Origin of the sequence: Polaromonas sp. 39-63-25, from assembly GCF_002278925.1 — a bacterium.
Classification (GTDB): Bacteria; Pseudomonadota; Gammaproteobacteria; order Burkholderiales; family Burkholderiaceae_C; genus Polaromonas.
This window is the reverse complement of sequence record NZ_NCJH01000043.1, coordinates 1-4,198: the sequence shown is the minus strand read 5'-3', so window position 1 is coordinate 4,198 and position 4,198 is coordinate 1. Positions and strand designations below refer to the sequence as shown.

Below are 4,198 nucleotides of genomic sequence, written 5' to 3'. Positions count from 1 at the left end.
CCCCTGATCGCGCTGCATTACACCCTGGGGCGCAAGCTCAAAGAGGTGACGATCACTACGCTTCTCAAGCTCGACGGTGCCTATTACGCGGGTGTCGTGGTCATGGTCGGCTTTTGGCTCACGCAGACGGAAGTGGCTACGCCATGGTCCGGCTGGGCTGTGTTTGCCTCGTCCTACATTCCGTTCGTGGTGGCAGAGCCCTTGTTCACCTTTGCCGTTCTGTGGATGCTGCAACGCTTTGTGCAAACCCGCGTGGGCGCTGTCTGCTTCGCCGTGCAGCCCAAGCTGAAGACCGGTATTGCCTGATGAGTGCGGGCACCGTCTGGTTCGTCGGCGCGGGCCCGGGCGACCCGGAGCTGATCACCGTCAAGGGCCGTGCGTTGATCGAGCGTGCCGGCGCCATCTTGTTTGCCGGCTCCCTGGTCAACGCAGCGGCCACCCGTTGGGCACCCGGGAACTGTGTCATCGCGGACAGCAAGGACATGACGCTGGAGCAGATGTCGGCGTGGCTGATCGCGCAGGCCGGAAAACATGAAACCGTGGTGCGCCTGCAAACCGGCGACCCTGGCCTGTATGGGGCGCTGATCGAACTGGTGCAGCCGCTGGACGCCGCCGGCATCGCGATTCAGGTGGTTCCCGGCGTGTCTTCGGCCATGGCCTCGGCGGCGGCGGCGGTGGAGAGCCTGACCTTGCCCGAGGTCACGCAAACGGTGATTTTCACCCGGGTGGAGGGGCGCACGCCCATGCCCGAAGGCGAGTCGCTGGAAGCGCTGGCTGCGCACCACAGCACGCTGTGCATCTTCCTGAGCATTACCCTGATGGGCCGCGTCACGGCGGCCTTGACGGCGGCCGGCTGGTCGCCCGATGCGCCCATCGTGGTGGTGCACAAGGCCAGTTGGCCTGGCGAAGAAAAAATTGTCCGCGGCACGGTCAGCACCATCCAGGCCCTGTGCCGCGAGGCCAAAATTGTCAGCCAGGCCATGATCATCGCCAGCCCGACGCTGGGTGCGCGGCAATGGACCACCCTGGCCAAATCCAAGCTTTACGACGCCAGTTTCACGCACCGTTTCCGGCGTGCCAGCGTCCCCGTTTCAAACCTTACCCTGGGAACCCCATGACCACAGAAACCATTTTGCTGGTGGGCCACGGCTCACGCGAAGCCTCCGGCAACGAGGAAATCGAGCGCTTTGCCGCCCAGTGGCGCCAGCGCCAGCCAGGCTGGCGCATTGAAGTCTGCTTCATCGAGTTTTCCGAGATCACCCTGAGCGAGGGCCTGCGCAGGGCGGCCACCGATGCACGCCGCGTGATGGTGGTGCCGCTGATTCTGAACGCGGCAGGCCACGTGAAGATGGACATTCCGCAGGCCATTGACGCGGCGCGCCTGTGTTTTCCGCAAGTGCAGTTCCTGTACGCGCCGCACCTGAGCGCCTGCGATCACATTCTCAGCGTGGTAAAGCGCCGCCTGAAAGGCGCGATGCAGGCGCTCGACATGCCGGACCCCACCACCACCGGCGTGGTGATTTTGGGGCGCGGCTCGTCCGACCGGCAGGCCAACGGCGAGATGGCCAAGATGGCGCGCTGGCTGATGGAGGAAACCGACCATGAACTGGTCGACCTGGCGTTCACCGGCATCACCTGGCCGCGCCTTGAAAAAACCGTGCAGCGGCAAAGCCTGCTGGGCATGACGCAAGTGGTCGTGCTGCCGTACTACCTGTTTAACGGCACGCTGGTCGAACGCATCACCAAACAAGTGGCTAACCTGAAAGCCCAGTACCCCGCCATCCGCTTTACCTCGACCGCCTATTTCGGTTTTGAGCGCGAGATTTTTGAACTGCTGGAACAACGGGTGAATGACCTGAAACGCGGCGCGCCCGAGTCGCGCATGCCCTGTGACGGCTGCAAGTACCGTGAGTTTGGCGTCGAAAACGGCATGGGGGGGCATCACCATGATGATGCGCTGCCGCACCCTCATGATCACGCGCACGAACATCCTCACCCGCATGCACCGGTCATCGTTCAAATTCATCCGCAGCCTCATGCGCACGACCACACCCATCCTCACGAGCACGCCCATCCATGAGCACCGCCAACGTCATTACCGAACAGCTCACCGCGGCGGGCCGGGCCATTGAACACGATTCCTTTGCCGTGATTGACCGCGAGGTTGCATCGCATGCCTATACACCGGCCCAGTGGCCCATCGTGCGCCGCATGATTCACGCCAATGCCGACTTCGACTTCAACGGCCTGACCGACTTTCATCCACGGGCGGTTGAGGCCGGCGTGGCCGCCATCCTGTCGCGCAGCACCCGCGTGGTGGCCGATGTGGAAATGATCTGCGTGGGCCTGTCAGCGCCGCGCCTGGGACATTTCGGCATGGCCACGCACCAGTTCATCTCGGACGCTGACGTGATTGAAGCCGCCAAAGCCGAAGGTACGACCCGCGCGGTGCAGGCCATGCGCAAGGCGCACCGCCTGGGCCTGATCAATGGTGCCATCGTCGGTATCGGCAATGCGCCGACCGCCTTGATTGAGCTGGTGCGGCTGGTTCATGAAGAAGGCGCGCGTCCGGCTTTGGTCGTGGGCATGCCGGTCGGTTTTGTGTCGGCGGCCGAGTCCAAAGACCTGATGGCGCTGGAGAACGAGGTGCCCTGGGTGGTGATCAGAGGCCGCAAGGGCGGCTCCACGCTGGTGGTGGCGGCCATTCACGCCCTGCTGGGTCTGGCAGAGGCGCAAGAGCTCACGGAGAAAACGTCAGCATGATGGAGAAAAATGCGCCACGTGGCACACGCACCGGTTTCACCACCGGCGCGTGTTCGGCTGCGGCGGCGCGGGCGGCCACGCTGGGGCTGGTCACCGGGCAGGTGCCGGACAGCATTGAATGCCTGCTGCCCAACGGCGATCTGGTCACCTTTGCGGTGCTGGACGGTGCGGTAGATGGCCACACGGCGCATGCCATGGTCATCAAGGACGCCGGCGACGACCCCGACTGCACTGACAAGGCGCACCTGACCGCCGATGTGCGGCTGCTGCCCGACCAGCCGGGCCAGGTGCTGCTCAAAGGTGGCTTCGGTGTAGGCACGGTCACCATGCAAGGCCTGGGGCTGACCGTGGGCGGCCCGGCCATCAACCCGGTGCCGCGTCGCAACATCGAGGCCAATGTGCGCGCCGCAGGTAGCGCGCTGCTCGATGAGGCCGGTTTTGAAGTGACGATTTCCGTGCCGCAAGGCGAACAAATGGCAAAAAAAACCACGAATGCCCGTTTGGGCATCCTGGGCGGCATTTCCATTCTGGGCACCACCGGCATCGTCAAGCCCTACTCGACTGCCGCCTACCGCGCCAGCGTGGTGCAGGGCGTGCATGTGGCGGGCACCTTGCCGCATGGTGTGGTGGTTCTTACCACCGGCGGGCGAACTGAAAAGTTCGTCATGGAGGAAATGCCCCACCTGCCCGAGGCTGTATTTGTGCAGATGGGCGACTTTTTACGCTACGCCATGGGGGCGGCGGTGAAAGCAGGCTTGAAGAAGGTCGTGATTGGCGGCATGGTGGGCAAGCTCACCAAGATCGCGCAGGGCGAGACCATCACTCACGCCGGTCGCGCCGATGTGAACACCGGCTTGCTGGCCGATCTGGCCGCAGAACTTGGCGTCGCGCCTGATGTGTGTGAGGACATTCGCTATGCCAAAACCGCCCGCTATGCGGGTGAGCGCATGGACGCGCTGGGCTTGGGCCCCGCTTTCCACGCGGCGCTGGCGCAGCGTGTGGTGAAAACTTTACGTGAACGTTATCCCGATCAATTCGAACTGAAAGTGCTGGTCTGCGACTTCGATGGTCGCAAGATAGCGGAGGCCCCTTGAATTCTGAAACGATAAACCTGATTGAAAAATGCCGGATCATCGGCGTGCTGGACGATGGCGTGAACAGCCTGAGCCAGAGCGCGCTGACGCACCTGAAAGCGGCTCAACTGGTGATTGGCGGCGCGCGCACGCTGCAATTGCTGGCCGCGCACATCGCGCCCGACGCCCAGCAGCGCGATTTGACCGGGGCGCTGTCGCAAGTGCCCGAGTGGATTCGCGCCGCGCAGGCTGCGGGCCAGCGTGTGGTGGTGCTGGCCACAGGCGACCCGCTGTGCCACGGCATCGCCGCCTACCTGGCCTCGCGCCTGTGCATCGAGGCCATTGAGGTGCTGCCCAATGTC

General features: G+C 63.8%; 6 protein-coding genes. All 6 read left to right on the top strand.

Features of this window, described 5'->3' with window-relative positions; translation table 11 throughout:
• A partial coding sequence (locus B7X65_RS23730) for an energy-coupling factor ABC transporter permease (RefSeq protein WP_366557383.1) occupies positions 1–306 on the top strand: 306 nt, incomplete at its 5' end.
• Positions 306–1,118 carry a precorrin-4 C(11)-methyltransferase gene (gene cobM, locus B7X65_RS23725; protein ID WP_293596693.1) on the top strand — a complete coding sequence of 271 codons (813 nt, stop codon included), beginning with the start codon at positions 306–308 and terminating at the stop codon, positions 1,116–1,118. The genes B7X65_RS23730 and cobM, both read left to right, overlap by 1 nt.
• Positions 1,115–2,080 (top strand): sirohydrochlorin chelatase, encoded by a 966-nt coding sequence (locus B7X65_RS23720; protein ID WP_293596692.1) that lies wholly within the window; start codon positions 1,115–1,117, stop codon positions 2,078–2,080. The genes cobM and B7X65_RS23720 overlap by 4 nt, the downstream gene beginning before the upstream one ends.
• Positions 2,077–2,763: a precorrin-8X methylmutase gene (locus B7X65_RS23715; RefSeq protein WP_293596691.1), complete on the top strand. Its 687-nt coding sequence runs from the start codon at positions 2,077–2,079 to the stop codon at positions 2,761–2,763. Before B7X65_RS23720 ends, B7X65_RS23715 begins: the two co-directional genes overlap by 4 nt.
• On the top strand, positions 2,760–3,857 hold the full coding sequence (locus B7X65_RS23710; protein ID WP_293596690.1) for a cobalt-precorrin-5B (C(1))-methyltransferase: 1,098 nt from the start codon (positions 2,760–2,762) through the stop codon (positions 3,855–3,857). Before B7X65_RS23715 ends, B7X65_RS23710 begins: the two co-directional genes overlap by 4 nt.
• Positions 3,854–4,198: precorrin-6y C5,15-methyltransferase (decarboxylating) subunit CbiE (gene cbiE, locus B7X65_RS23705; protein ID WP_293596689.1), on the top strand; the 345-nt coding region annotated here is incomplete at its 3' end. The genes B7X65_RS23710 and cbiE, both read left to right, overlap by 4 nt.

Bases quoted from the DNA above. Each gene is read 5' to 3' on its own strand.
- cobM (WP_293596693.1), top strand. From the start codon at position 306: ATGAGTGCGGGCACCGTCTGGTTCGTCGGCGCGGGCCCGGGCGACCCG.
- B7X65_RS23720 (WP_293596692.1), top strand. From the start codon at position 1,115: ATGACCACAGAAACCATTTTGCTGGTGGGCCACGGCTCACGCGAAGCC.
- B7X65_RS23715 (WP_293596691.1), top strand. From the start codon at position 2,077: ATGAGCACCGCCAACGTCATTACCGAACAGCTCACCGCGGCGGGCCGG.
- B7X65_RS23710 (WP_293596690.1), top strand. From the start codon at position 2,760: ATGATGGAGAAAAATGCGCCACGTGGCACACGCACCGGTTTCACCACC.